Origin of the sequence: Micromonospora sp. NPDC050695, assembly GCF_040654415.1 — a bacterium.
GTDB lineage: Bacteria > Actinomycetota > Actinomycetes > Mycobacteriales > Micromonosporaceae > Micromonospora.
The window spans coordinates 1-25121 of the sequence record NZ_JBFAHZ010000010.1; the positions used below are offsets into that span (position 1 = coordinate 1).

Genomic DNA, 25121 nt, shown 5'->3' on the forward strand with positions numbered 1-25121 from the left:
AACCCGCTCGACCCGGTCGACTCCGAGCGGGGCCCGACAGACCGCGCCGTCAAGCCGGACGACTCCGCCGGACCGGTCACGCTCGGCGACGAACGCGCGGGTCGGCGGCGACGGCGGGGTGTCTGGTGCCGGACAGTCCGGCCGGTCGATCCACGCGGAAAACGGGCGGGTCGGACCTCGGCCGAGGGTCCGCCATCGTCACAGTGACCCGCTTCGAGCCCTACCCACGGTGTACGGTGGCGCCGTCCGGCAGTGCCGAGCGCGGCGGGGCGGGAGTTGGCCGCCGCGTGGAGGCGGTTTGCCGCCCGCGAAACCCGAAACGCGGGCGGCGCGTTACGTTGGACATCCGGATCGCCGGTGCGACGGCGGGGTCGAGAGCGGTCGCTGTCCGGGCGCCGGCAGGCCACGAGCAGGAGTGAGGTCGGGGAGAGACGTGCCGAGTAACGCTGGAACCACCCGTCTGGTCATCGTCGAGTCACCGGCGAAGGCCAAGACGATCTCGGGCTACCTCGGCCCGGGGTACGTCGTGGAGGCCAGCTTCGGTCACGTCCGCGACCTGCCGCGCAACGCCGCCGACGTGCCGGCCAAGTTCAAGGGCGAGTCCTGGGCCCGCCTCGGGGTGGACGTCGACAACGGCTTCCACGCGCTCTACGTCGTCTCCGCCGACCGCAAGCAGCAGATCAGCAAGCTGATGAAGCTGTCCAAGGAGGTCGACGAGATCTTCCTGGCGACGGATGAGGACCGCGAGGGCGAGGCGATCGCCTGGCACCTGGTGGAGACGCTCAAGCCCAAGGTGCCGGTCAAGCGGATGGTCTTCCACGAGATCACCAAGCCGGCGATCCAGGCGGCGGTGGCCAACCCCCGCGAGATCGACCGGGATCTGGTCGACGCCCAGGAGGCCCGACGGATCCTCGACCGGCTCTACGGCTACGAGGTCTCCCCGGTGCTGTGGAAGAAGGTCATGCCGAGGCTGTCGGCGGGCCGCGTCCAGTCCGTGGCGACCCGGATCGTGGTCGAGCGGGAACGGCAGCGGATGGCCTTCCGCACCGCCGAGTACTGGGACATCCTGGCCACTTTGGCGGTGACCAACGCCGGCGAGGGGCCGCGCACCTTCAACGCCACCCTGATCGCCCTCAACGGTGACCGGATCGCCACCGGCAAGGACTTCGAGCCCACCACGGGCCGCGTCCGGGCCGGCGCGGGTGTCGTCCACCTGGACGAGGGCGGGGCCCGTGGTCTCGCGGCCCGGCTCGACGGGCGGCCGTTCACGGTCACCCGGGTCGAGGAGAAGCCGTACCGCCGCCGCCCGTACGCGCCGTTCATCACCTCCACCCTCCAGCAGGAGGCGGCCCGCAAGCTGCGCCTGTCCTCGCAGCAGACGATGCGCACCGCGCAGCGGCTCTACGAGAACGGCTACATCACCTATATGCGTACCGACTCGGTCAACCTGTCGGAGACCGCCATCTCGGCGGCCCGCCGGCAGATCGTCGAGCTGTACGGCGAGCGCAGTGTGCCGCCGGAGCCGCGCCGCTACACCGGCAAGGTGAAGAACGCGCAGGAGGCGCACGAGGCGATCCGCCCGGCGGGGGACAACTTCCGTACCCCGGGCGAGGTGGCCAAGGAGTTGTCGGCCGAGGAGTTCAAGCTCTACGAGCTGATCTGGCGGCGGACCATCGCCTCGCAGATGACCGACGCGGTCGGCTCCAGCGTGTCGGTGCGCATCCGCGCGGTCTCCACCTCGCAGGAGGAGGCCGACTTCGGCGCGACCGGCAAGACCATCACCGACCCGGGCTTCCTGCGCGCGTACGTCGAGTCCAGCGACGACGAGAACGCCGAGGCCGAGGACGCCGAGCGTCGGCTGCCGACCCTGGTCAAGGACCAGCCGCTGACCGCCGACGAGCTGGCCGCGCAGGGGCACCACACCCAGCCCCCGTCGCGTTACACCGAAGCGTCGCTGGTCAAGGCCCTGGAAGAGCTGGGCATCGGCCGCCCGTCCACCTACGCGTCGATCATGCAGACGATCCAGGACCGGGGGTACGTCACCAAGCGCGGCCAGGCGATGATCCCGACGTTCCTGGCCTTCGCGGTGATCGGTCTGATGGAGCGGCACTACCCCCGCCTCATCGACTACGACTTCACCGCCACCATGGAGAACGAGCTGGACGAGATCGCCGGCGGTGACCACGCCGCGGTCGACTTCCTCACCGCGTTCTACTTCGGCAGCGCCAACGGCGCCGGCGATCAGGACATCGCCCGTTCCGGCGGGCTGAAGAAGCTGGTCACCGAGAACCTCAGCGACATCGACGCCCGCAGCGTCAACTCCATCCCGCTCTTCACCGACGACGACGGCCGTGAGGTCGTCGTGCGGGTCGGCCGGTACGGGCCGTACCTGCAGCGGGAGCTGCCCGGCGGCGAGCAGCCGACTCCGGCCGCCTCGGGTGAGGGCGAGGAGGGTGGCACCCAGGGCGACCGGGCGCCGATCCCCGAGGGCCTGGCCCCGGACGAGCTGACCCCGGAGAAGGTGCACGAGCTGTTCCTCGGCGGCGGGGGTGAGCGCAAGCTCGGCGACGACCCCGCGACCGGCGAGCCGATCGTGCTCAAGTCCGGCCGGTTCGGCCCGTACGTGTCCAGCGGTGAGCGCAAGTCGTCGCTGCTGCGGACGCAGACTCCGGACTCGCTGACCCTGGAGGACGCGCTCAAGCTGCTCAGCCTGCCCCGGCTGGTCGGTGTCGCGCCGGACGGCGTCGAGGTGTTCGCGAACAACGGCCGCTACGGTCCGTACGTGAAGCGGGGCGAGGAGTTCCGCTCGCTGGAGTCCGAAGAGCAGATGTTCACCGTCGGCCTGGACGAGGCGCTGGCCCTGCTGGCCGCCCCGAAGACCCGTGGCCGGCGTGCCGCCGCACCGCCGCTGCGCGAGATGGGCGCCGACCCGGCGACCGAGAAGCCGCTGGTGATCAAGGACGGCCGCTTCGGCCCGTACGTCACCGACGGGGAGTTCAACGCGTCGCTGCGGCGCGGGCAGACCCCGGAGGCGGTGACCCTCGAGGAAGCCTCCGAGATGCTCGCCGAGAAGCGGGCCAAGGGTCCGGCGCCGCGGAAGAAGGCGGCGGCGAAGAAGGCTCCGGCCAAGAAGGCCACGGCGGCGAAGAAGGCCACGGCCACCAAGAAGACGGCCGCCGCCAGCAAGTCCACGGTCGCGAAGAAGACGACGACGGCCAAGGCGACCACGGCGAAGAAGGCCCCGGCGAAGAAGGCCGCCCCCGGCAAGGCCGCGTCCAGCACGGAGTAACTTGGCTCTAACGAGATCTTGGTACGTGAGCGCCCCTGGAGGGACCGTCTCGTACCAAGATCTACAGGAGTCCGTCAGGCGCCGAGGACGTGGGTCAGGTGGGGGTTGGTGAAGACCCGGTTCGGGTCGAGGCGGTCGCGGACGGCCTGGAAGTCCGCGAAGCGGGGGTACGCCGCCGCCAGCGAGGCGGCGTCGCGGTAGTGCAGCTTGCCCCAGTGCGGGCGGCCGCCCAGCCCGGCGGCGACCTCCTCGAAGGCCCGGAAGTAGGGCTCGTACGGGGTGCCGACGTACTGGTGCACGGCGATGTACGCGTTGTCCCGGCCGTAGCCGTGCGAGAGCCAGATGTCGTCGGCGGCGGTGAAGCGCACCTCGACCGGGAAGAGCACCTTGAACGGCAGCCCTTCGACGATCCGTTGGAGCGCGGCGAGCGCCTCGGGTAGCGCCTCGCGGGGCAGGCCGTACTCCATCTCGACGAAGCGGACCCGGCGCGGGGTGCAGAAGACCCGGTCGGAGCGGCCGGTGTAGTGGCGTTCGGTGAGCGCTCGGGCGGCCACGGCGCTGATTTTCGGGGCGAGTGCCGGCACCGCCCGGCCGAGGCGGCAGGCGCCGCCGAAGGCGGTGTTGGACAGGAAGTCGTCGTCCAGCCAGCCGCGCCAGCGGGGCAGGGGCCGGTCGTTGACGGGTACCCGGTTGTTGGTCTTGACCTGGACCCGGGACGTGTAGGGGAACCAGTAGAACTCGACGTGGTCGTGGCCGCCGACCAGCGCGGGTAGGTCGGCGAGCACGTCGGCCAGGGCGGCGGGGCGTTCGTGGGCGTGCAGCACGAAGGCGTCCACGCAGCGCAGGGTCACCTCCATCAGGACGCCGAGGGTGCCGAGGGACACCCGGGCGGCGGCGAGGACGTCGGGGTGTTCGTCCGCCGAGCAGCGCAGCACCTCGCCGGTGCCGGTGACCAGGGTGAGGGCCTCGACGAAGGTGGACAGGCAGCCGTAGCCGGCGCCGGTGCCGTGGGTGCCGGTGGAGATCGCCCCGGCGACGGTCTGCGCGTCGATGTCGCCGAGGTTGGGCAGCGCCAGGCCGTGCCGGGCGAGCAGGCCGTTGAGCGCGTGCAGGGTCATTCCCGCCGGCACGGTGACCAGTCGGCGCTCGACGTCGACGCTGACGGTGGTGGCCAGTTCGGAGAGGTCCATGCGTCGGTCGTCGGCGAGCGCGACGGCGGTGAACGAGTGGCCGCTGCCGGCCACCCGGATGCGGTGGCCGGTCGCCGCGGCGTCGAGGACGGCTTCGGTGACGTCGTCCGGCGAGGCGGGGCGCAGGATCGCGGTGGCGCTGCCACGCTGGTTACCGGCCCAGTTGGACCAGCGGGCGGTGAGCGGTGCCGTGCCGACCATGCGCACTCCCCATTCATGAATATGAACTTACTTCATATCAGGAACGTTGTACCTGGTAAATACCGCAATCGAGGCCCGCTCGTTGTACCGGTAGTCACGGACTCGTGACGTGTAGATATGTTCATCCGTCGAAGGGGGGTGGCGCCGAGTGTCCACACCAGCCGCCACGACCGGGCCGCTGCGCCGCGTACCGGTGCAGGGTCGAAGTGTCGCGCGGGTACAGCGCATGTTGGATGCCTGCGCCGAACTCGTCGACGAGGTGGGGTACGAGGGGCTGACCACCACCCTGCTCGCCGAGCGCGCCGAGGTGGCGATCGGGTCGGTCTACCAGTTCTTCCCGGACAAGCGGGCGATCGTGCAGGCGTTGACCCTGCGCACGATGGAGTCCTACCTACAGCGGCTCGACGAGCGGTTCGCCTCCGACGAGATGACGCACTGGTGGGACGGCGTCGACGCGGGCATCGACGAGTACATCACGATGCACCGCACCGTCCCCGGCTTCCGTACCCTGCACTTCGGCGACGTGGTCGACCTGCACCTGCTCGACGAGCAGCGCGACAACAACGGCGTGATCGCCGACCAGTTGGCCCGCGTGCTCACCGAGCGGTTCGGTCTCACCGACGTGCCGAAGCTGCGCTTCGTGCTGGAGATCGCCGTGGAGGCGGCGGACGCGCTGATCAAGCTCGCGTTCCGGCGGAAGTCCGACGGTGACGAGCGGGTGCTGCTCGAGGCGAAGGCGCTGATCCGGGAGTACCTGCACCGGCAGGTCGACGGCCGGGACAGCGACCGGGCCGCCGACCAGCAGGCCGAGGCGGCGCAACCCGCCTGACCCCGGTGCCCGAGGCGGTGGTCTCAGAGAAAGGCCCGCCCCTCGCCCCGGTAGGTGGGCACGGTCGCCACGACCGCGTCCCCCTCGATGAGGTACAGCTCGTTGACCCGTTCGCACAGCTCGCCGGCCTTGGCGTGCCGGAACCACACCCGGTCGCCGATGCGCAGGGTGGCCGCCGCCGGGCCGGCCAGCGGGGTCTGCACCTCGCCGGCTCCCTCGGTGCCGACGAGCTTCAGGCCGGCCGGCAGCCACGGTCGGGGCAGCCGGCTGTCCGCGGCCGGACCGGAGGCGATCCAACCGCCGCCGAGCACGGTCGCCAGCTCCGGCGTTGGCCGGCGGACCACCGCGCAGGCGAAGAACGCCGCCGGGGTGGGCCGCCAGGCACGGTAGGCGTCGAACAGCGCCGGCCCGTACAGGCCCGATCCCGCGGTGACCTCGGTGACCGCGGGATCGGCGCTGGTCGCCGCCACGCTGCCGGTGCCGCCGCCGTTGACGAACTCCAGGTCGGCGTGCTCGCGTACCGCGGCCACCGCCGCGCCCCGCCGGGCCAGCAACTCGCGGTACGACCCGCGCTGGGCCAGCCTGATCGCGCCGGCCAGCAGCGTCTGCCCAGGCGGCGCGTCGCCCAGGCCGGCGATCTGCGCCTCGTACGACATGAGCCCGACCAGCCGGAAGCCGGCGCGGCCGGCGACGGTGGCGGCGAGCGCGCCGGCCGCCCGGGCGCTGTGCACCGGTGAGCGGCGGACGCCGACGTGCACCCGCCCGCGCAGCGGTCGCCAGGAGGCGTCCAGATCGAGGCAGAGCCGTAGCTCGGCGCGCTGCCCGGGGGCCCGGACGGCGTCGATGAGGTCGAGCTGCCCGGTGCCGTCGATCATCAGGGTGATCGCGGCGGCCAGTGACTCCTCGGCCGCCAGTTCGGCGAGTGCCGCCCGGTCCGCGGTCGGGTACGCGACCAGCACGTCGTCGCTCACGCCGGCGCGGACCAGCCAGATCGCCTCGGGCAGGGTGAACGCCATCACGCCCCGCCAACCGGGCCGGGCGAGCGCCCGGTCGATCAGTTCCCGGCTGCGGACCGACTTGCTGGCCAGGCGGACCGGTTTGCCGGCGGCGCGGTCGGCCAGGGCGGCCGAGTTGGCGTCGAACGCGGTGAGGTCGACCACGGCGTACGGCGGGTCGAGGTGGGCCGTTGCCCGGTCCAGGCGCTCGCGAAGTTTGTCGCTTTCGATAGCCACGTCTGCACGCTAACTGTCCGACGATGAATGCGAAATACCCTCGCGTCCGGCCGGGCTGCGGGCGGTACCTTCGGCGGCCTAGGCTCAGCGAGCAGGAGAATGTCGCCGGTGGGGCGGCCCCCACCGGGTCTAGAGTGTTCCACCGGGGGTGCCCAGCGATGGGCCGGCACGTGGAGGTACGGCCATCGAAAGCCAGAACAGCGGCGAGTCGTCCGGCGTGTCGCGCTCGGGCGACCAGTCGGGCAACGCCGCCAACCAGCCCAGCACCGGCCAGGTCGATCCGTCCGGCTACGCCGCGATCCGCTCGGTCCTGCGCATCCGGCCGTTCCGCCGGCTCTGGATCGTGCTCGGCGCGGCCTCCTTCGGTGACTGGCTCGGCCTGCTGGCCACCTCGGTCTTCGCCGCCTCCCAGGTCCAGGGCAACACCGCGAAGGGCGCGGCATTCGGCGGTGTGATCGCCATCCGGCTGCTCCCGGCCCTGGTGCTCGGGCCGATCGCCGGCGTGCTCGCCGACCGGTTCGACCGCCGCTGGACGATGGTCATCTGCGACCTGCTCCGGTTCGTGCTCTTCGCCTCGATCCCGATGGTGGCCCTGGCCGGCGTCAGCGGCGGAGTGGTGGTCCTGTGGGCCACCGTCGCGACCTTCCTGATCGAGTCGATCACCCTGATCTGGATTCCGGCCAAGGAGGCCGCGGTCCCCAACCTGATCCCGCGCGCCCGGCTGGAGGCGGCCAACCAGCTCACGCTGATCACCACGTACGGCCTGACCCCGGTGCTCGCCGCGGCCGTCAGCGCCGGCCTGGACCGCAGCGTCCGGGGCATCACCGGGGGCGAATTCCCGAACTGGGCCGAACCGGCCCAGCTGGCGCTCTGGTTCAACGCCTTCTCCCGACTGGCCACCGCCCTGGTCGTCGCCTTCGGGATCAAGGAGATCAGCCAGGGGCAGACCGCCGAGGGCGACCGCACCGAGCAGAGCATGCTGCGCCAGTTCAAGGAGGGCTGGCAGTTCATCGGCCAGACCCCGCTGGTCCGCGGCCTGGTCCTCGGCATCCTGGGCGCGTTCGCCGGTGGCGGCATCGTGATCGGCACCGCGAAGTTCTTCGCCAGCTCGCTGGGCGCCGGTGACGCCGCGTTCTCGCTGCTCTTCGGTGCCATCTTCGTCGGCCTGGCGCTCGGCATCGGGCTCGGCCCGATGATCGTCAAGGAGATGTCCCGGCGCCGTTGGTTCGGCATGAGCATCGTGCTGGCAAGCGCCGCCGTGATGACCCTCTCCTTCGCCATCCACCTGTCCATGGCGATCGTCGGCGCGGTGCTGGTCGGCGCCGGCGCCGGCATGGCCTTCCTGGCCGGCACCACCCTGCTCGGCGGTGAGATCAAGGACGAGGTCCGCGGCCGGGTCTTCGCCGTCGTGCAGATCGGCACCCGGCTGGTGCTGATCCTCGCCATCGCGCTGAGCAGCCTGCTCGCCGGTGTCGGTGGCTCGCGCAAGCTGGAGATCGCCGACCTGGGCCTGTCCATCTCCTCGACCCGACTGCTCCTGCTCGCCGCCGGCGCCGCCGGCATCTTCGCCGGGATCAGCGCGTTCGGGCAGATGGACGACAAGAAGGGCGTACCCGTCCTCGCCGACCTCTGGGGCTCCATCCGGGGCCGCCCGCTGATGCCGGCCGAGCCGTTCGTCTCCGCCGGGCTCTTCGTGGTCTTCGAGGGCGGCGAGGGCGCCGGGAAGTCCACCCAGCTCTCCGCGCTCGCCGAGCGGCTGAGCGCCCACGGGCGCGACGTCGTGGTCACCCGCGAGCCGGGGGCCACCGGGGTCGGCCGGCGGATCCGGTCGCTGGTGCTGGACACCTCCGGCGACGAGGCGCCGTCACCCCGCGCGGAGGCGCTGCTCTACGCCGCCGACCGGGCGCACCACGTCGCCACCGTCGTGCGGCCCGCGCTGGTCCGGGGTGGCGTGGTGATCAGCGACCGGTACGTCGACTCGTCCCTGGCGTACCAGGGCGCCGGCCGGACGCTGCCCGTCGACGAGGTCTCCTGGCTCTCCTCCTGGGCCACCGGTGGGCTCAAGCCCGACCTGGTGGTGCTGCTGGACGTCGAGCCACGCACCGGCCTGTCCCGGGTCGCCTCGCGCAACACCGGCACCGACCGCCTGGAGGCCGAGTCGGTCGCCTTCCACGAGCGCGTCCGGTACGCCTTCCTCGACCTCGCCGCCGCCGACCCGAAGCGCTACCTGGTGCTCGACGCGTCCCGGCCGGCCGACGAGATCACCGGGCAGGTGGTCCGGCGTGTCGAGGAGATGCTCGGCAAGCCCGGCGGCATCGTGCACCCCCGCCCGGCGCAGGGCCCGGACACCTCGGTGCAGCCGGAGTTATCCGACGCGGAGCTGGTGACGATGGAGCACAAGACCTGATGCCGGACGTCTTCGCCGACCTCGTCGGTCAGGACGAGGCGGTGACCGAGCTGCGCCGGGCCGCCGCCGCGGCAGCGGCCGTGCTGCGGGCCGGCGTCGCCGACCGGGAGCCCGCGCTGATCGCCGCCGGCCCGGCCAGCGGCGCCGCTCCCGACGGGGTGGATCCTTCCGCCGGGATGACCCACGCCTGGATCTTCACCGGGCCGCCGGGCTCCGGCCGCTCCGTCGCCGCGCGGGCCTTCGCCGCCGCACTCCAGTGCACGTACGGCACCGGCTGCGGCGAGTGCCCCGGCTGCCACACCACGATGGGCGGCACCCACGCCGACGTGCGGATGGTGGTGCCGGAAGGGCTCTCCATCGGCGTCGGCGAGATGCGCGCACTGGTGCTCCGCGCGGCCAGCACCCCGTCCGGCGGGCGCTGGCAGGTGGTGGTCATCGAGGATGCCGACCGGCTCACCGAGGCGGCCGGCAACGCGCTGCTCAAGGCCATCGAGGAGCCTCCGCCGCGTACGGTGTTCCTGCTCTGCGCACCGTCCACCCACCCCGACGACGTCTCGGTGACCATCCGGTCGCGCTGTCGGGTCGTACCCCTGCGGCAGCCGCCGGCCACCGCGGTGGCCGAGGTGCTGGTCCGTCGGGACGGCATCGCGCCCGACGTGGCGCAGTGGGCGGCGGCGGCCGCGCAGGGGCACGTGGGTCGGGCCCGGCGGCTGGCCCGCGACCCGGAGGCCCGCAATCGGCGCGAGGCGGTGCTCGCCGTGCCCCGCCGACTGACCGGTGTCGGTGCGGCGTTCGACGCGGCGTCCGCGCTGATCGAGGCGGCCGAGGCGGAGGCCGAGGCGTTGGTCGCCGAATCCGACACGGCCGAGCGGACGGCACTGGAGACCGCGCTCGGCGCGGGCGGCACCGGCCGGGGTGCGGCCGGTGCGATGCGGGGTGCCGCCGGTCAGCTCAAGGAGTTGGAGAAGCGGCAGAAGTCGCGGGCCACCCGGGCGCAGCGCGACGCACTGGACCGGGCGCTCGTCGATTTGGCCGGCTTCTACCGGGACGCGCTCACCATGGCGCTGCGCGCCCCGGTCGCCCCGGTGCACACCGACACCGCGGCGCTGGCCGGTGCCGGCGCGCAGAAGTGGGACGCCGAGGGGTCGCTGCGCCGGCTGGAGGCCGTGCTCGCCTGCCGTGCGGCGATCGAGGCGAACGTCAAGCCGCGGATCGCCGTCGAGGCGATGATGCTCGCCCTCTGGAAGGGCTGACCCGCAGCTTCCGGCCGTTGTCCACAGGCATCGACAGGCCCGATTGCCGTGCGGTACGGTCCGGTGTGCCGTGGTGACGGTGACGGCACGCTCAGTGAGGGATCATCCGGGAGGAGTCGGCCGATGCCGCGGGGGGAGATCGACGAGGCCTGGATCGAGGAGGCGGTGCGGCGCTACCGCCGGATCGAGTCACTCCAGGCCGAGTTCGACCAGGCGGTGTCGACCGTCGAGGTCACCGTCCGGTCGCCGGACGGGCTGGTCGAGGTGGTGGTCACCGCCGGTGGGCGGATCACCGGCGTCCGGTTCCTCGGCCCGCTGCACACCCGCAGCCCACGCGACGTGGCCGGCTCCGTGCAGGCCGCGGTCACCGCGGCGGCCGACGCCGCCGAGTGGGCCCGGGAAAAGCTGCACAACGAGACGTTCGCCGCCTACCGACCGCTCGCGGGGGCCTGAGATGGACGCTCTGCGCGCGCTCTCCGCCCGGCTGGACGAGGCGAGCGCCACGCTGGCCGCCCTGTCCCGCACGGTCACCGCCAGCGATCCGGCCCAGGTCGCGTTCGGCGCGGACGCTCCCGGTCGACCCGGTGAGATCGGCCGGGCGCTGCACCGGCAGTGGGCCACCGCCACCGATGACCGGGCACGTGAGGCGCGCGCGGCCGCCGTCCGGCTGGCCGCCGCCGCCTCGGCCGTCCGCGAAGCCGCCGACCGTTACGGCGAGGTCGACCGGGCCGCCCGCCGGCGGATCACCGGGGAGCCGTGATGGACCCACTGGACCGGCTCGCCGAGCCCGGCCTGGACCTGCTGCACCGGGTGGACGCGCTGCTCGCCGCCGGCGTCCCCGAGGGGCACCGCGTCTGGCCGCTGCTGCGCCGCATGCAGGTGCTGCCGGGCGACGCGGTGCGCGGTTTCCTCGACCTCCATCCGACGCCGCTCACCGGCGCCGGGCACGCCGTGCGCCGGCTGGTCCGGGGGTACGACGACGTGTCCGCCGCGCTCACCGACCCGGTGCTGTGGGCGGGGCCGGCCGCCTCGGCGTACGGGCAGGAACGCGCGGCGCTGCTGCGCCACCTCGACGAGGGGCCGGACAGCCTGGTCGGGCGGTTGGAGTCCACCGCCGGGTACGCGGACGCGCTCGCCGACTGGGTGGAGGGCAGCCGCCTCGCCCTGGCCCGGACGCTGGCCGACGTGCTCCGCTCGGCGGAGGCCGTCGCCGTGGTCGCCGCCACCGTCGCGGGTCCACCGCTGCGCCCCGGGCCGATCGGGCCCGGGGTGGCCGACGCGGCCGAGATCGCCGCGCGGGTGCTGGCGGTGCTCTGCGTCGCGTACGACGGTGCCGAGACGCTGCTGCGTCAGTGGGCGCCGAGTCTGGCCGAGTCCGCCTGGCGGCCGCCGGCGGACGGTCGCCCCCGCTACGACCAGCCCACCCGGGTCGGCTGGTAACCCACCCGTCCCGATCCGTCGACGGCCCGGACAGACCACGGCGTCGCTCGCGGACACCCGAGAAGAGCCGGCGCCCACGGCGACGCCGTGGTCTTCCCCCTGCACCCCCCGCAGGTCTGCCTCCACTCAACGCCGCCCGGACGCGTTTGTCCCCTGCCGCGGCCCGGATTCAACCGTCCGGGCCATGAGCAACGGCACGACGGGTCGCCCGGCAATAGGTCAAGTCGACGGTCATGGATGGCGGCGGGGCGTAGCCGGCCGGTGCGCTCTGCGCGCTGGGCCGTCGTAGGGTGGAGGGCATGGGCATGCTCTGCGCGGTCAGCTTCAACCGGTACGGGCGCCTCTACTACCTCGACCCGGGTGAGTTGCGTCCGCAGGTCGGCGACAAGGTGCTCGTGCCGACCGACGACGGGCCCGAGGTGGCCGAGTGCGTCTGGGCGGCGCAGTGGGTCACCGAGGAGACCGACGGCTTTCCCCGGCTGGTGGGGCTGGCCGGGGACGACGACCTGAGTCGGGACGAGGCGTTACGTCGACGCAAGGCCGAGGCCAAGGTGGCCGCGAAGCGGCTGATCCGCGCGCACGGCCTGCCGATGAAGGTGGTGGCCGTCGACCACGTCCTCGGCTCCGCCGAGGGCGGCGGTGAGCGCAGCACCGTCTACTTCACCGCGCCGCACCGGGTCGACTTCCGCTCCCTGGTCCGCGACCTGGGCGCCACCCTGCACTGCCGGGTCGAGCTGCGCCAGCTCTCGGCCCGCGATTCGGCGCGGGTGCAGGGCGGCATCGGCTCGTGTGGCCGTGACCTCTGCTGCGCGACGTTCCTCACCGACTTCGAGCCGGTGACCATCCGGATGGCCAAGGATCAGGATCTGCCGCTCAACCCCCTGCGCATCTCCGGGGCGTGCGGCCGGCTGATGTGCTGCCTGAAGTACGAGCACCCCCTCTACCAGCGCTTCCAGGAGACCGCCCCGGCGGTCGGCAGCCGGGTCTCCACCCCCGAGGGCGACGGCCGGGTCGTCGGCCACAGCGTCCCGCGCGACGCGGTGACGGTCCGCCTGGACGCCGACGGCTCCCGCTGCTCCTGCTCCCGAGCCTCCGTCTGCGCCCCCCGCCAAGCCCACGACCAGCACTACACCCCCTAACCCCTCCCACCCGGACCTCCCACCCGGACCTCCCACCCGGACCTCCCACCCGGACCTCCCACCCGGACCTCGCCTCGGTGATCAAGAGGTTTGCGTCAGAAATCGGGCTCCATCTGACGCAAACCTCTTGATCACCAGGGAATGGGGGGCGGGGCTAGGGGAGGACTATCGGGGGTTCGGCCAGGCGGGGGGGTAGCGGGGTTTTGGGGGTCAGCCAGCTTGCGGTGGGAGACTGGTCGGTGTTGATCTGCCAGTCTCTGGAGACCTGGTCCACCGCGATCGGGTAGATGGTCAGCGTTCCGTCGGGGTCGATGCGCAGCCGCAGGAACGACTTGGAGTCCTCGATGCCCTGACCGGCGAAGAGTTCGTTGACGTTCACCCCGAACGCGCCCGCCACCAGCAGGTACGCCGCCACCAACTGGCTCGCCACCAGCCCGATCACCGGGCCGTAGAGCACCGCCGCGGCGGCTGCGGGCAGCGGCCACGGCCAGTGGTAGAACGGCAGCGCCAGCCAGACCCAGGTGCCGCCGGCGGCCAACGCCACATGAGCCACGCCGTGCCCCACGCCGAGGATCCAGTGCCGCGCGTGCCGTTTGCCGCTCGCGCTGGGCGGCTTGGCGAACAGGGCCGCCGCCACCACCGTCACGAGCACCATCATCACCAGCGGAACGCTGAACAGTCGCTGGTCGGTGCTGTCGGCCCAGTTCGCCGTCGCACCGGCCATGGCCAGCATCAGCAGGGTGTGCAGGGTGCCGAGCAGTGTCGCGAAGCCGGGGTTGCGGAACGGCAGCCGGCCGAAGATGCCCCAGCCGTAGCGGCGGGAACGGGCCGCGTCCGGGTAGCGGGCCACCAGGTCGTACGGCTCGGTGCGGCTGGCCCGCCGGGTCGGGGTGTCCCGTGGCGGCACCTCGATGCGCTCGGGCAGCTTGTGGGTGGGGTAGAGGTACGCCCCGCCGCCACCGCAGGTGATCAACTGCCGGTCCGTGCCGGCGTAGCGGGCGTAGTGGTGCAGGTCGCCCGAGAGCAGCAGCCGGACCTGCGCCCCCGTCGGGTCGATGATCGTACGGACGAAGTAGTCGATCGAGTCGTACGCCGTCGGGTTGTCCGCCGCCTTGACCCACGTCGGCGCCGGTGCCGCGATGATCACCTTGGACTCGGGGCCGAGCCGGCGGGCGACCTCGTCGAAGTAGGCCAGCTGCGGGTCGTCCAGGTATGAGCCGGACTGGTCGTCCACACCGAGCAGCCACCAGCCCGCCGGCAACTCCACCGCGAAGTACGACCGTGACTGCCCGGTACGCCACCCGGCGAAGTTGCGGTCCCGGGAGCGGACGAACAGCCGCAGGAAGGCGGTCAGACCGTCGTACCAGTCGTGGTTGCCGGGCACTGCGAACAGCGTGGGACGTTCCGGCGGCATCGCCGGCAGCGCGGCCTGGTACGGGCCCTTGCACCGGTCCTCGTAGGAGGCGTAGGCCGCCGACGGGTACACCTGGTCGCCGCCCATGACCAGCGTCTGTGCCCGGGGCAGCCGGTGCCCGTCCACGGTCAGTTCCGGCTGCGCCAGCAGGTACGCCACCGAGTAGGTGGCGTTGAAGCCGTCGCCCAGATCGGCGACGTAGTCGAGCCAGACCCCGCCGTCCGGCCCGACCTGGCGGAAGATGTCGTCGCCGAACGCGTTCTGCAACTCCCGCTTGTCCAGGTACGCCCCGAAGAGCATCGCCAGCAGCGTACGGATGCCGGTGCTGATCAGCAGGAACGGTGCCAGCCACGGCACCGGCTTGCGCGGCGTGAAGCCCAACTCCAGCGGGTCGGTGCTGCGTGGCCGTCGAGCGGCCCGCTCACTGTCGGGGTGGTCGCTTTCGTCGCTCACCCGGCGCAGCGTAGTCCCGGACCCGATCATCCGCTGTCCGGTAAGCGTCCAGATGGCGGCCGATGTCCGGATGGTCGTGCCGGCCGGGGTGGGGGTATCCCGTTCGGTCGGTGCGCGGGTGGTGCCGTACACTTGCTGATCGTTGCCGCCTTAGCTCAGTCGGCTAGAGCGACGCACTCGTAATGCGTAGGTCGACGGTTCGATTCCGTCAGGCGGCTCGTGTAATGCCCTGACCAGCAGAAATGCAGGTCAGGGCATTATTTTCATCCATGAGGATTTGAGTCACCCCCCGAAAATGGCCCCTGGTGCCGGCTGGACGGAGTCAGATCGGGCCGTCGTGCGGGCGTGGCCGGCCAGCGGTGGCGATGCACCGCGGAGAAGGCGTGAGGTGCGGACACAGTTCGGGTAGGGCCGTTGGTCACGTCGTTCAGTCGGACCAGAAGTTCCCCAACCGGGCGCAGACTGTGGTCCCGGTTTCTCGGGTGGGGTGATGCCTGCGTCGGTGGCGCCTGGTCGCTCGGTAGTGTGGGGTCCCCGATGACCGACCTGCCGGAGGTTCCTTGTGGGGCGGCTGGTGCTGACGGCTGATGAGGCGGCGGTGTGTGAGGCCGTCGGGGTCAGATCGTTTGTGCAAGCTCGTTCACTGGTCGCGAGCGGCGCTCTGGTCGAGGTGAGCTGGGACCCGCGTTCCGGCCGTGGACGGGCCGCCGTGCAAGGCGAGAGATCTGGTTGGGTGACGGTGTCGGTCGTCGTCGGCGCCGACGGTGCTCTCAAGAGCGTCAGTGGCACGTGCACGTGCTCGGCAGCTCCGGTGTGTGCGCATCCGGCTGCCTTGGCGTTGATCGCCTGCACCTCCGAGGCGTCCAAGCCGCAGCCGCCGTCGTCGTCATGGGAGTTGGCGTTGACTGACCTGGTCAGCGTCGACAGTCCGGCCGATGTGCCCGGTTCTGCGGAACTGGCGTTGCAGTTCGAGCTCGAGGACGGTGACGGCCGCGGGAAGTGGCGGATCGGGCTCCGGCCGGTCGTGCCGGGCAAGAGGGGCTGGATCCGGAGCGGTGTCTCGTGGGGCACCCTCGGCTTCGGGTACGTTCCTGATTCACCACACACGCAGCATCACGTGGATCTCTTGACGGAGTTGCTCGCGCTGACGGACGACGAGGGGGGTGCCCCGTACGCTTACCGCTACTACGGCTCGGGTCAGCGCGTCGTCTATCTGGATGAGTTCCGTAGCCGGCGAGTATGGGACGTTCTGGCCGAGGCGCGGGAGGCGGGTCTGCCCCTGCTGCAGAGCGGCCGGGCCGCGTCACCGGTTCAGATGTGGGCACGGCCGGTGCGATTCTCGGTGCGGGCCGATCGAGTCGCTGCGGGCCTGCGGCTACGTTCGGCGCTGACCGACGGCACGGAGACGATCGATCCCGAGAAGCTGATCGTGGTCGGGCAGCCGGCGCACGGCGTCGCCTGGTGGGGTACGACGGGGCCAGGTTCCTCGACTGATCCGGGTACTTTGCGGCTCGCGCCCCTGGCGAGACCGTTGAGCGCGCGGGTCACGGAGGCACTGGCTGCTCCAGCGATCGTCGTCCCGGCCGTCGAAGAGCCCCGTTTCCTGCGGCAGTACTATCCGGGGCTCGTCCGTCAGGTCGATGTAGTGCCGGTCGACGAGACGGTGGGTCTGCCTGAGCTCGGGAAGGCGACGCTGACGCTGTCGGTGCGGCCGCTACCGGAACATCGTATGTCGTTGTCCTGGGATTGGGTCACCGTCGTCGGTTCGGGAAACCAGGTAGAGCCACTGCACGCCGGTGTGCACCACGATCCTGACCGGGCCGCGACGCTGCGAGGCATCACCGCTCTGGTGGCGGACCCGGCGTACGGGCTGACCGAGCCGTACCCAGCCGGACGGCGGCTGCTGGAGCATGCTGTCGTTGCCGACGACGCGATGCTGCGGCTCGTACGCGACGTGCTTCCCCGACTCGGCGCGCTGGACGGCGTCGAAGTGGTCGTCAAGACGGATGACGACGTCCCGGAGTATGTCGAGACGCAGGAAGCCCCGGTCGTTTCGTTTGCGAGCGCGACCGAAACCAGCGCCGGCACGCAGGACTGGTTCGACCTGTCCGTCCGGGTCACCGTCGATGCTGAGGAGGTCGGCTTCGAAAGGCTGTTCCTCGCGCTCGCCGCCGAACAGGAGTTCATGATCCTGCCCAGCGGTCGCTATTTCCGGCTTGAGCAGCCAGAATTCCGGCAGCTGCGCGACCTGATAACGGAGTCCCGTGAGTTGGAGGACGCCCCGCCCGGTGTGGTGCGGGTCGGACGCTTTCAGGCGGGGCTGTGGCAGGAGCTGTCCGAGTTGGGCCTGGTCACCGGTCAGGCGGCGGTCTGGCAGGAGTCCGTGCGCGCGCTCAGCGACGCGAAGGCTGGTCCCGCCGACCCGCCACCGGTGGGGCTGGACGCTACCCTCCGGCCGTACCAGCTGGAAGGCTTCCGATGGCTCGCCACCCTGTACCGGCATGATCTCGGCGGGGTGTTGGCCGACGACATGGGGCTGGGTAAGACGTTGCAGGCGTTGGCTCTGATCTGCCGCGCCATCGAACAAGCTCCTGCCGGGGCACCGTTCCTGGTGGCCGCCCCCGCCAGTGTCGTCAGCAACTGGGCTCACGAGGCGGCGCGCTTCGCCCCGCATCTCAGCGTCACCCCCATCGTCCAGACCGGTGCGCGTCGGGCCCGAACGCTGGAACAAGCGGTCACCGGATCGCACATCGTGGTCACGTCGTACACCCTGTTCCGGCTTGAGTACGACGATTACGCCGCGTTGCCGTGGACCGGTCTAATTCTGGACGAGGCGCAGTTCGTCAAGAACCCTCAGTCGCAGACGTACCGGTGCGCAAAGCAGTTGCCCGCCGCCTTCAAGCTCGCGATCACCGGTACGCCGATGGAGAACAACCTGGCTGAGCTCTGGGCACTGCTCTCCATCACCGCACCCGGCCTGCTGCCCCGGCTCGACCGTTTCACCGACTACTACCGCCGGCCGATCGAGAAGGACCACGACGAGGAGCGGCTCGCGCAACTACGTCGCCGGATCCGCCCGCTCATGCTGCGCCGCCGCAAGGCTGAGGTGGTCACGGAGTTGCCGGCCAAGCAGGAACAGATCATCGAACTGGATCTGAACCCCAAGCATCGCCGGATGTACCAGACCTATCTGCAGCGGGAACGGCAGAAAGTCCTCGGCCTGCTCGGCGACATGCAGAAGAACCGCTTCGAAATCTTCCGCTCGCTGACCCTGCTGCGCCAGGCCAGCCTCGACCTGACCCTGATCGACCCGAAACACCAGGCCATCGCGTCGACGAAACTCGACGCGCTCTGCGACCAGGTCACCAATCTCGCCGCCGAGGGGCACCGGGTTCTCATCTTCAGCCAGTTCACCCGTTTCTTGACCACCGCCCGGCAACGCCTTGAGGAGGCCGGCGTCGCCTGCTGCTATCTCGACGGCAAGACACGGCGGCGGGCGGAGGCCATCGCCGACTTCAAGAACGGAACGGCACCGGCTTTTCTGGTAAGCCTCAAGTCGGGCGGCTTCGGGCTGAACCTGACCGAGGCGGACTACTGCATCCTGCTAGACCCGTGGTGGAACCCGGCGACCGAAGCCCAAGCGGTCGACCGTGTTCACCGCATCGGTCAAACCCGCAAGGTCATGGTGTACCGCCTGGTTGCCAAAGACACCATTGAGGAGAAGGTCATGGCGCTACAAGCCAGGAAGGCCGAGTTGTTCAGCAGCGTCCTCGACGGCGGTCAGTTCGCCTCCGCCGAACTGACCGCCGCTGACATCCGCAGCCTGCTCGACTGACTCGTGCCCATGGCTGTCTCGTCTCGCAGGGCTCCGAATATCCAGCGGTGGTCATCCCGATCACGACCAGCGCCTGGATGATGCTGCAGCGCAATCTGCTCTACACCGGCATACCTCACCGATCTCCGGGCGCGGCAGGGGCCTGCCGACCGATCTTTACCGAAGCCCTCGACGTCGTGGACTGGAGAACGATGCCAGCGACGGATCTCAACCGACAAGATCAGAGAGCTGCGGACTCGTCTGTCGCCCTCATCCCGTGCAGGTCGTAGCTCAATTCGCCGGCCTCCAGGCGCGCCCGCAGTCCGGTCTCCTTCTCTATTCGGGCCTTGGTCGCCGCAGCCACCTCGGCGAGGCTGTTCCTGTCGACGACCACTGCGCCGTCGGCGTCGAGCAACACGATGTCGCCGGGTGCGATGGCGGCGCCACCCACCATCACCACGACGTCGAGCGAGCCCCGCTCCTGTTTGGTCGCGCCCCGTACGCGGTGCCAGCGGGCCCAGATTGGCAGGCCAAGTGCGCGCAACTCATCCACGTCCCGGACCGCCGCGTCGACCAGCACACCAACGGCACCAGCCACCTTGGCCTGCGTTGCCAGCAACTCGCCGATCAGCGCGGTCGGTACGGGATCGGGCATGCTGAGGACCAGCACCTCGCCTGGCCTGAGCACCGTCATGGCTTCGTGTACGGCTCGATTGTCGCCCTGTCCGCATTGGACGGTCCGGGCCGGGCCGGCGACACGGGCGCCCGGCACGATCTGCGTCAGCTCCACGTCGATCAGACCGCGCCGCCCTGACGCCTCGTACACGGTGGCAACGCCACCGGCGATCAATGCGGCAAGGGCGTCAGGGTCGATCTCGGTGCGATGGGGAGTGGCGCTCACAGCGCACCGACCACATTCGGGATCAGCCGCTGGAATGCTTCGGCCTGCCGGATCGCGGTGTTGCCGCTGACCCGACGAGCGTGGTTGCCGCGCTGCTCGGCCCGCTGGGTGTAGTACTCACGGAGGTAGCCCTGGGCGCCCATCGCGGCCATCGCGTCCTGCTTGGCTGGCATCACCTCCGTGATGTCGACGAAGACGGTGGGTGTGAAACCACACAGCTCGGGCTGGTGTGGTTCGAAGACCAGGAACTCCGAGGGTGGTGCGGTTTTGAAGCCGCTGGCGACACCGGCGCCGGAGGTGAGCTGCCGGGCGGTCGCCACCGCGGCGTGCGCGGCCGGGTGGTCCGGATTGAACGGGTCCCGGTCTGGGTGAGTAAGGATCACGTGGGGGGCGTAGTCGCGCATCAGCTCGGCCAGCCGATCGATGTCCTCATCCCGGATACGTAGTGGGTAGTCGCCCAGATCGAACGCCTCGAGTTTGGCCCCCACGGCGGCTGCGGCCCGCTCCGCCTCTGCGTGCCGAATCCGTTTGACGTTCTCGATCGTTTGGTTCGGGTCCTTCCAAAGCTCGCCGGACTCGCCCCGTTCGCCGTACGAAAGGGCCAGCACGAGGGCCTCCCCGCCGGCGGCGGTGTGGGTGGCGACCGCGCCGGCTGCCCGCCAGACGAAGTCCGCGCTGTGCGCCCCGACCACCAGCAGCCTGCGCCTACTCATGCCGGTACCTCCGTCTTCGCCGCCGCGACCTGCCGGGAGTTGACCACTGCCATCGTGTGGATCTCCTGCTCGCTGAAGCCGGCGTCCAGCAGGCGGTCGGCGAAGAGCGCGAGACCGTCTTCGACTGGCGGGTTGAATGGTTGTCCCAGGTCGCTGGAGAGGATCGAGTGTTCGGCGCCAACCTGCCGGATGTTGGCGAACAGGTCGTCCCAGGCGACCTTTCCGGTGTGCGGCGTGGTGAAGCACCGTTCCAGCAGGGCGCCGGCCTCGGCCAGTTCCCTCTGTCGATGTACTGGCAGGCGCTGGGAGGTGAACTCAGGGTGGGTGACGACGATGCGGCGTACGCCTTCCTCCTTCGCGGCCCGGACCACGGCGAGGATCTCGTCGCCGTTCAGGTGCCCGGTGGCGAGCACCAGGTCGTGACGGGCCATGACCCGCAGCACTTGCCGCACGTGGTCGAGCACCAGGCCCTCCTCGTCGATGACCTCGACGACGGCCGGCACAATGCCCTGGGCGTGCAGGTCGGCCTGGAGCGCTCCCCACATAGCTGGTTTGGCACCGGGTGGATCGGTGGCGTTGCTGCGGCGTTGGTTGCCCGAGTCGACGGTGGGCATCCAGACGATCCGCGCGCCCTGGCGGCCCGCGATCTCGACTGCGGCCGGGTTCATGCCGCCGACCGATCCGTTCAGCGTGACCGCGCCGAGCACGTCCACGTCGGGGACCACCTTGCGCACTACTGCCGCGCGCTCAGCGGTCGGCACGTAATGGGACTTCAGTACGAAGCCGGCGAGGCCGACCTCGGCGAACCGTCGTGCCAGGTCGAGGTCGTCGATCCGCCGTTCCATCACGTCGGGAGCGACGTGTACGTGGGTGTCGTACGCCCCGGTGACCAGGGCGCGGGCACGCGGGGACGGGACGGGGTGGTCTGACATGCTGCTCCTTGGGAGGGCTGGTGGGGTGACGCTCGACTCAAGCCGCGTGGGTGGAGTCGACGGGAGAGAACCGACGCCGGATCGCCGTCGCGGTCTTGTCCAAGGCGGATACGACGCTCGTAAGATGCTGGCGCATGGCGATTTCTGCGGCGTCGGGATCGCGATCGGCGATGGCCTCGACGATCGCGGTGTGCTCGGCGAGCGACTTGGGTGGTCGGCCGGCAACCAGAATCGTGCGGAACTGGAACCGGACGAGTTGCGCACGCAGGCCGGCAATGAGCTGCGCCGCGGTCCCGTGCCGGGCGGCCGCGATGATCGCCGCGTGGAGCTTGGCATTGCCCTCCGAATAGCCGAGCAGGTCATCCTGCTTGAGCTTCAGAGTCATCTGGTCGAGCTGCCGCCGGATCGCGGCGATTTCCTGGTCAGTCGCGTTCAATGCCGCCTGCCGTGCGGTCAGCGCCTCCAGGGCGGCACGCACCTGGAGGATCTCGACTGCCTCGGCCTCGGTGAACATCCGTACGTGTGCCCCGCGGTTGGGGGTGCGAACGACCAGACCATCCTGGGTCAGTCGGATCAGCGCGGTGCGCACCACCCCGCGGGTGACCTGAAGCCTGTCGGCCAACGTGGCCTCGACCAGCCGTTCGTTGGGCCCGAGCTCGCCATTGTGGATCGCCTGGCGCAGGTGCTCGTAGGCCTCCTCGGCGGAGATGCCTGCCGGACGTCGTGGCGAAGTACCCATGGCTGCGGTCACCGATCTCCCGTGTCGCCGGGCACGGCTTGCCGAGCCCGAACCGATTAGGCGGCACCAGGTGTGGTGCCGCCGCCCGCAGTGGACCGCCTGGCATCGTGGTGGCCCTGCCGCATCCCCGCTGCCGGAGACCGCCCTGCAAACTGTGCGCCAAATCTTGCACAATCTTGTAGACAGGATCGTTGCTCGCGATCCGGATGTCAACAGGCCATTGAGCTGCCGGAAGAGCAATGTGGCCGGCTGTTGGAGCTCAGATCGGTCGTATCTCGGCGGTGACAGGTGCGGCGTGAATCCTCTACAGTCCACGATCGATGATCAGTGGTTGCCTCTACCCGCCTTGCTCGGGCGCTCCCCGCGCCCGCCTCTCAACCCCCTGGAAGATGGAGAAATGATGATTGCGCGCTCCCGAGTGCTGGCAGCTGCGGTCCTTGCTGCGGCCCTCGTGGCCGTGGGCGGCTGCAGTGGTTCAGACGCCGACCCCAAGGATTCGAAGAAGGTCGATAAAGTCGCGTACGTCACGGCCTTCGGTGCTGTCGGTCGGGACGCCTTCGCCTGGGTAGCGAAGGAGAAGGGCTATTTTGATGAGGTCGGCATTGAGGTGGAGATAAAGGAGGGTTCGGGTAATGTGCCGAACCTCACCGCCCTCAAGTCTGGTCAGGTTCAGTTCGGCGCACTCGACTTCACCGGCGCGGTGATCCAGGCGGGCAAGGGCGAGTTCACCGACTGGCGGGCAATCGCGGCTGTTCACCAGCAGACACTGGTCGCCGTGATGACCACGAAGGACACCGGCATCAGTGCGCCGAGGGACCTCGCAGGCAAGACGATGGCCACCGGTGCCGGCTCGGTCACGGAACTGCTCTTTCCCGCCTACGCCAGGATGGCCGGGCTCGACCCCAACTCGGTCAAGATCCAGGGCGCGCAGACCACCGCGCTGAACGGGCTGATGGCCAGTCGCAAGGTAGACGCGCTCGGCACCTTCCTGCTCAGCCGTGGCGCACTGGCGACGACCGCGAAGAAGGAGGTCGTGGTGTTGCCGTACAGCGACTACCTCGGGGACCTCTTCGGCAACGCCATCATCACCACCCCGACCCTGATCCAGCAGAACCCGGACCTGGTGCGCCGCTTCACCGCGGCGATCCTCAAGGGGCTGCAGTACAGCGTCAAGAACCCGCAGGAAGCAGCGACGATCCTGAACAAGGTCAAGCCGACCTACCCGGTAGCGGCGGGCGTGGGTGAGATCGAGGCGATGGCCGCGTACGTGTCACCGGCCGGCGGAGCTCCGATCGGATCCATGGACGAGGTGCGGGTAACTCGGTCCATCGCCATCCTGCAGGGCGCCGGTGTGATCCCGAACGGCCTGACCCCGGCGAAGATCGTCGACAACAGCTTCATCCCCAAGGGCTGACCAAAAGCGTCACCTCGCGGACCTAACGTGAGGGGATGGTTGCCGCAGGTGGGCGCCATCCCCTCACGACCACCGGGCACACCATTCAGCGCCTCGCCGCCGAACCCCTGCCACACGACCCTCCACGGAGGAAGCCACCATGCCTGTCAAGCGGACCAGCCCCAGGTCATCACAACTCTGGTCGAGTGCCGGGCTGCCTGTCCTGGGCGCGGTGCTGGCGGTCGCCCTCTGGTGGCTGGCCACCAGAGTCTTCAACATCGAGCCATTCTTCCTGCCTGCCCCACCCGATGTCGTCGACGCCTTCTTCCGGCTGCCCGCCTATCTACTCAGCGAAGCCTGGGTGACCTTCCTGGAGACGGTCACCGGCTTCGGCATCGCCGCGGCTGGCGGACTGGCCATCGCGATCGTGCTAGCCGCCTCCCGAACGATAGAACGGATGACCCTACCGCTCATAGCCGGAATCAACGCAGTACCGAAGGTCGCGCTCGCGCCTCTCCTGCTGGTCTGGATCGGGTTCGGAACCCAACCCAAGATCGTGATGGTCGTCCTGCTCTGCTTCTTCCCGATCCTGGTCTCCGCCATGGCCGGGCTCACCGCGACTCCGAGCGACCTGAGCGAGCTAGCCAGCTCGCTCGCCGCGTCATGGTGGCAAACCTTCGTGAAGGTCCGCCTTCCCTGGGCGCTGCCGCAGGTCTTCGTAGGTCTGAAGGTGGCGACCTCACTGGCCATCGTCGGGGCGATCATCGGTGAGGTCATCCAGCCTGACCGGGGTCTCGGTTCGGTCGTCGTCAGCTCCGGGCAGTCCGCCGACACCCCGCTCGCCTTCGCCGCGCTGACCCTGCTCGCCATCATGGGGGCCGGCCTGTTCTACCTCGTGGGGGCACTCGAGCGAATCCTCGTGCCGTGGGCCCGAGCGATCGCGTCATGACCGGCGCACAGACCTCTGGGAGCATGATGATCAACCTCAGTGAAGTGTCACGGTCGTTCAAGAGCCGGACCGGTACTGTCAAGGCACTAGAAAACATCAACCTAGACATCCGCGACGGCGAGTTCATGGCCGTGGTCGGCCGGTCCGGATGTGGCAAATCCACCCTACTGCGGCTCATCGCCGGACTAATCCCGCAGTCGGCGGGCGACGTCCGGGTCGACGGCGAGCCGGTAACCCGACCTCGCCGTGACGTTGCCATGATGTTCCAACGCCCAGCACTGCTGCCCTGGCGGACGGTCCTCAGCAACGTGCTGCTGCCAGTCGAGATATTCCGGTGGCACAGGTCAGAGCATCGCGATCACGCCATGCACCTGTTGGAAATGACCGGGCTTGACGGATTCGCCAAGCGCCTCCCCCACGAGCTCTCCGGTGGCATGCAGCAGCGGGTCTCGCTCTGCCGAGCGCTCATCCAGCGGCCGAAGGTCCTGTTGATGGACGAGCCGTTCTCCGCACTCGACGCGCTGACCAGGGAGGAGATGGCGACCGAGTTGCAGCGAATCCACATGGATCTCGGCACGACCGTCGTCTTCGTGACCCACTCCATCCAGGAGGCTGTCCTGCTAGCTGACCGGGTGGCGGTGCTGAGCGCCCGGCCCGGCCGGCTACGACAGCTCGTAGACATCGACATCCCACGGCCCCGCTCCTTCGGGCACAACGCCCACATGGACCAGGTCGCCGCCTGCTCCGCGGAACTGCACCAACTGCTACTTGGCAGCGACTCGCCGGAAAGAGTCGGGCCCACCGAGCTTGTCGTTTGAACTCGGTCACCGGCG

The 25121-nt window shown here is 70.2% G+C and carries 20 protein-coding genes and 1 tRNA gene; 14 read left to right on the plus strand and 7 right to left on the minus strand.

Features of this window, described 5'->3' with window-relative positions:
* Window positions 1-433 precede the first annotated feature (433 nt).
* Window positions 434-3289, plus strand: coding sequence for a type I DNA topoisomerase (gene topA, locus AB0H52_RS10065; protein WP_357946450.1), 2856 nt, complete (start codon window positions 434-436; stop codon window positions 3287-3289).
* Between the two features lie 74 nt (window positions 3290-3363).
* Here topA and AB0H52_RS10070 read toward each other — a convergent pair whose 3' ends face one another.
* Window positions 3364-4680, minus strand: coding sequence for a D-arabinono-1,4-lactone oxidase (locus tag AB0H52_RS10070; RefSeq protein ID WP_357946453.1), 1317 nt, complete (start codon window positions 4678-4680; stop codon window positions 3364-3366).
* 226 nt (window positions 4681-4906) lie between these two features.
* Here AB0H52_RS10070 and AB0H52_RS10075 point away from each other — a divergent pair, with 226 nt between their 5' ends.
* Window positions 4907-5509: a TetR/AcrR family transcriptional regulator gene (locus AB0H52_RS10075; RefSeq protein ID WP_151492250.1), complete on the plus strand. Its 603-nt coding sequence runs from the start codon at window positions 4907-4909 to the stop codon at window positions 5507-5509.
* Between the two features lie 23 nt (window positions 5510-5532).
* Here AB0H52_RS10075 and AB0H52_RS10080 read toward each other — a convergent pair whose 3' ends face one another.
* A complete protein-coding gene (locus AB0H52_RS10080; protein WP_151492246.1) occupies window positions 5533-6741 on the minus strand; it encodes an amino acid deaminase/aldolase in 1209 nt (402 codons plus the stop codon).
* A 316-nt stretch (window positions 6742-7057) separates the two neighbouring features.
* Here AB0H52_RS10080 and tmk point away from each other — a divergent pair, with 316 nt between their 5' ends.
* The 6 genes from tmk to ricT all read left to right on the plus strand — a co-directional run bounded on the left by tmk (window position 7058) and on the right by ricT (window position 12980).
* A complete protein-coding gene (gene tmk / locus AB0H52_RS10085; protein WP_225854736.1) occupies window positions 7058-9148 on the plus strand; it encodes a dTMP kinase in 2091 nt (696 codons plus the stop codon).
* Window positions 9148-10401 (plus strand): DNA polymerase III subunit delta', encoded by a 1254-nt coding sequence (locus tag AB0H52_RS10090; protein WP_151492245.1) that lies wholly within the window; start codon window positions 9148-9150, stop codon window positions 10399-10401. Before tmk ends, AB0H52_RS10090 begins: the two co-directional genes overlap by 1 nt.
* A gap of 123 nt (window positions 10402-10524) precedes the next feature.
* A complete protein-coding gene (locus AB0H52_RS10095) occupies window positions 10525-10854 on the plus strand; it encodes a YbaB/EbfC family nucleoid-associated protein (RefSeq protein WP_151492244.1) in 330 nt (109 codons plus the stop codon).
* A gap of 1 nt (window position 10855) precedes the next feature.
* Complete coding sequence (locus tag AB0H52_RS10100; protein ID WP_151492243.1) at window positions 10856-11161, plus strand: hypothetical protein; 306 nt, start codon at window positions 10856-10858, stop codon at window positions 11159-11161.
* Complete coding sequence (locus AB0H52_RS10105) at window positions 11161-11841, plus strand: hypothetical protein (RefSeq protein ID WP_151492242.1); 681 nt, start codon at window positions 11161-11163, stop codon at window positions 11839-11841. Before AB0H52_RS10100 ends, AB0H52_RS10105 begins: the two co-directional genes overlap by 1 nt.
* A 299-nt stretch (window positions 11842-12140) precedes the next feature.
* Window positions 12141-12980 carry a regulatory iron-sulfur-containing complex subunit RicT gene (gene ricT, locus AB0H52_RS10110; protein ID WP_278125011.1) on the plus strand — a complete coding sequence of 280 codons (840 nt, stop codon included), beginning with the start codon at window positions 12141-12143 and terminating at the stop codon, window positions 12978-12980.
* A gap of 154 nt (window positions 12981-13134) precedes the next feature.
* Here ricT and AB0H52_RS10115 read toward each other — a convergent pair whose 3' ends face one another.
* The gene (locus AB0H52_RS10115) at window positions 13135-14847 is read right to left on the minus strand and encodes a metallophosphoesterase (protein WP_357946460.1); all 1713 of its coding nucleotides are present in this window, start codon (window positions 14845-14847) and stop codon (window positions 13135-13137) included.
* 144 nt (window positions 14848-14991) lie between these two features.
* Between AB0H52_RS10115 and AB0H52_RS10120 the strand changes: the two genes are divergently transcribed.
* The 3 genes from AB0H52_RS10120 to AB0H52_RS10130 all read left to right on the plus strand — a co-directional run bounded on the left by AB0H52_RS10120 (window position 14992) and on the right by AB0H52_RS10130 (window position 18951).
* Window positions 14992-15065 (plus strand) — tRNA-Thr (locus tag AB0H52_RS10120).
* Between the two features lie 344 nt (window positions 15066-15409).
* Entirely contained in the window at window positions 15410-18682 is a 3273-nt protein-coding gene (locus tag AB0H52_RS10125; RefSeq protein ID WP_357946462.1) for a DEAD/DEAH box helicase, read from the plus strand.
* The gene (locus tag AB0H52_RS10130) at window positions 18679-18951 is read left to right on the plus strand and encodes an ATP-binding domain-containing protein (RefSeq protein WP_225854322.1); all 273 of its coding nucleotides are present in this window, start codon (window positions 18679-18681) and stop codon (window positions 18949-18951) included. Before AB0H52_RS10125 ends, AB0H52_RS10130 begins: the two co-directional genes overlap by 4 nt.
* Here the strand turns inward: AB0H52_RS10130 and AB0H52_RS10135 are convergent.
* From AB0H52_RS10135 to AB0H52_RS10150, 4 genes are read right to left on the minus strand one after another with little or no spacing between them, the layout of a single operon-like run.
* The gene (locus tag AB0H52_RS10135; RefSeq protein ID WP_225854319.1) at window positions 18903-19562 is read right to left on the minus strand and encodes a 4-carboxy-4-hydroxy-2-oxoadipate aldolase/oxaloacetate decarboxylase; all 660 of its coding nucleotides are present in this window, start codon (window positions 19560-19562) and stop codon (window positions 18903-18905) included. The genes AB0H52_RS10130 and AB0H52_RS10135 overlap by 49 nt on opposite strands.
* A complete protein-coding gene (locus tag AB0H52_RS10140; RefSeq protein WP_151489323.1) occupies window positions 19559-20275 on the minus strand; it encodes a PIG-L deacetylase family protein in 717 nt (238 codons plus the stop codon). The genes AB0H52_RS10135 and AB0H52_RS10140 overlap by 4 nt, the downstream gene beginning before the upstream one ends.
* On the minus strand, window positions 20272-21207 hold the full coding sequence (locus tag AB0H52_RS10145; protein WP_151489322.1) for a DUF6282 family protein: 936 nt from the start codon (window positions 21205-21207) through the stop codon (window positions 20272-20274). Before AB0H52_RS10145 ends, AB0H52_RS10140 begins: the two co-directional genes overlap by 4 nt.
* A gap of 37 nt (window positions 21208-21244) precedes the next feature.
* The gene (locus tag AB0H52_RS10150) at window positions 21245-21958 is read right to left on the minus strand and encodes a GntR family transcriptional regulator (RefSeq protein ID WP_225854317.1); all 714 of its coding nucleotides are present in this window, start codon (window positions 21956-21958) and stop codon (window positions 21245-21247) included.
* Window positions 21959-22343: 385 nt separating this feature from the next.
* Between AB0H52_RS10150 and AB0H52_RS10155 the strand changes: the two genes are divergently transcribed.
* The 3 genes from AB0H52_RS10155 (at window position 22344) to AB0H52_RS10165 (ending at window position 25106) form a co-directional block, all read left to right on the plus strand.
* Window positions 22344-23360, plus strand: a complete 1017-nt coding sequence (locus AB0H52_RS10155; protein WP_225854315.1) for an ABC transporter substrate-binding protein — start codon at window positions 22344-22346, stop codon at window positions 23358-23360.
* A gap of 211 nt (window positions 23361-23571) precedes the next feature.
* Window positions 23572-24288: an ABC transporter permease gene (locus AB0H52_RS10160; RefSeq protein ID WP_357946467.1), complete on the plus strand. Its 717-nt coding sequence runs from the start codon at window positions 23572-23574 to the stop codon at window positions 24286-24288.
* 26 nt (window positions 24289-24314) lie between these two features.
* Window positions 24315-25106 carry an ABC transporter ATP-binding protein gene (locus AB0H52_RS10165; RefSeq protein ID WP_151489327.1) on the plus strand — a complete coding sequence of 264 codons (792 nt, stop codon included), beginning with the start codon at window positions 24315-24317 and terminating at the stop codon, window positions 25104-25106.
* The last annotated feature ends 15 nt before the right edge of the window (window positions 25107-25121 follow it).